The 3,432-nt window shown below is 64.0% G+C and carries 2 protein-coding genes; one reads left to right on the top strand and one right to left on the bottom strand.

Going from position 1 to position 3,432, the window contains the following annotated elements; translation table 11 throughout:
- Positions 1-111 precede the first annotated feature (111 nt).
- Positions 112-1,311: an NAD-dependent epimerase/dehydratase family protein gene (locus V7116_RS23265; protein WP_324394382.1), complete on the bottom strand. Its 1,200-nt coding sequence runs from the start codon at positions 1,309-1,311 to the stop codon at positions 112-114.
- Between the two features lie 432 nt (positions 1,312-1,743).
- Between V7116_RS23265 and abc-f the strand changes: the two genes are divergently transcribed.
- On the top strand, positions 1,744-3,393 hold the full coding sequence (gene abc-f, locus V7116_RS23260; protein WP_324394381.1) for a ribosomal protection-like ABC-F family protein: 1,650 nt from the start codon (positions 1,744-1,746) through the stop codon (positions 3,391-3,393).
- Positions 3,394-3,432 lie beyond the last annotated feature (39 nt).

Genomic DNA, 3,432 nt, shown 5'->3' with positions numbered 1-3,432 from the left:
CCTGATTTCTCCAGTCTACGACATTTCCACTGTCCGAGAAATCGGGGGAAGGTCATCGCTCCGCTTGCGTAGTGGAAGGGAGACAGGCAATGAGGACAATATGTCAACCGCCTACGCCCCGTCTTCGACCTCCACGATCTCGACGTAATCGTCCGTGCCGCCGCGCTCCCAATAGATGCGCGGCACGATCGAGTCCTTCACGATGCGGTCCTGGTACTGCACCACGCGCCGGATCACGCTCTCCACCAGCGAGTCGGACAGGTAATGCGGCTTCAGGCCCAGATCGAACAAGCCGGTATGGTCGGGGTTATAGTAGTGCTCCTCCGCCTCGACGCGGGGATTGCGGTAGTGCGCAATCGTCACGTCGATCCCCACCTCGCGCGCGGCCTTCTTGACGTGTTTCGCCAGATCCATCACCGAAAAATGCTCGACCCACTGGTTGAACACGCGCATCTTGCCCGGTTCGGGCGGGTTGAGCGTGGACAGTTCGATGCACTGCAGCGTGTCACGGATGTTCAGGTAGCCGCGCGTCTGCTGGCCGCGCCCGAACAGCGTCAGCGGGATGCCCGCCACGGCCTGCACGCAGAAGCGGTTCAGCGCTGTGCCGAACGACTCGTCGTAGTCGAAGCGCGTCAGCAGCCGGTCGTCCAGGTTCGATTCGTCCGTCTCGATGCCGTACACCACGCCCTGGTTGAGATCGGTGGCGCGCAGCCCCCAGATCTTGCAGGCGAACATGATGTTGTGGCTGTCGTGCACTTTGGTCAGGTGGTAAAACGAGCCGGGCTGCTTGGGAAACGGCAGCGTGTCCGTGCGCCCGTTGTAGTCGATCGTGAAGTAGCCTTCGGGGATATCCACGTTGGGCGTGCCGTACTCGCCCATCGTGCCCAGCTTGACCAGATGCGCGTCCGGCGCGAACTCGTGCATGGCCCACAGCACGTTGAGCGTGCCGTTGACGTTGTTTTCGTGAACCTGCACGGCGTGGTGCACATCGATCATCGAGTAGGGGGCGCTGGGGATCTCGCCGTAGTGTACGATGGTGTCCGGCTGGAAGTCGCGGATCACGCCGCTGATGAAGTACCAGTCCTTGATGTCGCCAATGAACGTCTCGACGTCGCAGCCGGTGACTTCGCGCCACGCCTCAACGCGCGTTTGCAGCGACCGGATCGGCGTCAGGCTGTCGGACCCGCGCTCCAGGTGCATCATGCGCCGCGTAAAATTATCGACCACGCCGACCGTATGGCCGCGCTTGCTAAAGTACATTGCGGTCGGCCACCCCAGGTAACCATCCCCGCCCAGAATCAAAATTCGCATAAGCCCCCGTCTCCTATTTCCGTGCCTTAACCGGGCCGTGGCCCGATCCGCTGCCGGGGGATTATACCCTGTGGCCTGTTTGCGGCGAACCGCGATCTCGTCGCCTTTCTGTCAGTAAAGAAAGCCCCCACCTTGACAACGCCGCCGTCGATCCCCTACAATTACCAGCGTCGGGGCGAGCGCGCAGACCGCGCCTCATTCCGTCTTCCGCAAATCAGAGCAGAAAGGCTCCGAATGACTGACAAGGGTGCTCATAGCTAGTCCTTTTCCGGGCTGCTTGCTGCTGACCTTGTCGCATTCTGGCTGACAGACGTCCTTTCCTGCCACCCATTCACCGAACCGACACGCGCCGCACGGGCATCGTAGCCCGGCGGCGTTTTTTGTTTCCCGATCCACCCTATTGTGTGCAGGTGCAGAAAAGAAGGGCCTTCGATGCTCACAGTCTCCAATCTTTCCAAACAATTCCCCGGCGCAGACGAGCCGGTGCTCAAAAACATCACGTTCAGCGTCAACCCCGGCGAGCGCGTCGGGCTGGTGGGGCCGAACGGCAGCGGCAAAACGACGCTGCTGCGCATCGTCATGGGCGAGATCGCGCCGGATGGCGGCAGCGTGCAGTTCACGCCGTCGGATCTGCGCGTCGGTTATCTCGCGCAGGGCCTCGAAGTGCCCGACGATACGCCGCTCAGCGACGTCATCGATCCGCACACGGCGGCGCTGCGTCATGCCGAGGCCGAGGTCGAGCGGCTGGCGGCGACGATGGCCGGAGACGGCGATCTCGACCGGATCATGGCCGACTATGCCGACGCGCTCGAACGCCTCGAAGACCTCAGCCGCCAGGCCGGATCGGGCGAGGCCGACCGGGTGCTGGCCGGGCTGTCCCTGGCCGACGTCCCCCGCGAGACGCCCGTGGGCCAGCTTTCCGGCGGGCAGAAGACGCGCCTGGGCCTCGCCGCGCTGCTCGTGCGCGATCCGCAGCTTTTGATCCTGGACGAGCCGACCAACCACCTCGACATCACCGCGCTGGAATGGCTCGAAGGCTGGCTGCGCGATTTTTCCGGCGGCGTGCTGATCGTCTCGCACGACCGCACCTTTCTGGACGAAACCGTGACGCGTATCGTCGCGTTGGACGATCACACCCACACCGCGCGTGTCTTCGAGGGCAGCTACAGCGACTATGTGGGCGCGGTCCGCTCGGAGCTGGACAAACAGTGGGCCGCGTGGCGTGACCAGCAGGTCGAGGTCGCGAGGATGCAGGCCGACGTGCGCTTCACGATGGGCAAGGCCGTGAAGCGCGAAAACGCGACCAACAACGACCAGGAGCGCCGCTACGCCAAGAAGGTCGCCGCGCGCGCCAAGGCGAAGGAAACGCGCCTCAAACACTATCTCGCCTCGGAGGATCGCGTCGAGAAGCCCGCGCAGTCGTGGGGCCTCAAGCTTGATTTCGTTGATCTGCCTACCACCGGGCAGGATGTGGTCTTCCTCGAGGACCTGACCATTGGCTACGCACCCACCGCGCCGCTGCTGCGCGACCTGACCCTGACGCTGCGCGCCGGGGAACGGATCGCCGTGCTGGGGCCGAACGGGCACGGCAAAAGCACGCTGCTCAAGACGGTCGTGGGGCAGATCCCGGCGCTGGCGGGCCGTGTGCGCATCGGGCCGAGCGTGAAGATCGGCTACCTCGCGCAGCAGCAGGAGATCCTCGATCCCGGCGGAAACGCCCTGAGCGTGATCCAGTCCGCCGCGCCGCTCAACCAGACCGACGCGCGCTCGTTCCTGCACTACTTCCTGTTCAGCGGCGATGACGTCTTCACGCCGGTCGCCAGCCTGAGCTACGGCGAACGCGCGCGGCTGATGCTGGCGGTGCTGGTGGCGCGCGGCGCGAATCTGCTGGTGCTGGACGAGCCGATCAACCACCTCGACGTGCCCTCGCGTGAGCAGTTCGAGCAGGCGCTCGCCTCGTTCAAGGGCAGCGTGCTGGCCGTCGTGCACGACCGCTACTTCGTGGACAAGTTCGCCACGACCGTGTGGCACGTCGAATCGGGCGATCTGAACGTGATCGTGCGCGAGCCGATCATGGCCTGATGAGGAGAAGCGAAATGATGAAAATCGATCCGGGCTTGA

It is taken from the genome of Aggregatilinea sp., from assembly GCF_036822615.1.
Classification (GTDB): Bacteria; Chloroflexota; Anaerolineae; order Aggregatilineales; family Aggregatilineaceae; genus Aggregatilinea.
Note: the sequence above shows the minus strand (reverse complement) of the source record. Positions and strands in the feature narration are given on the sequence as shown.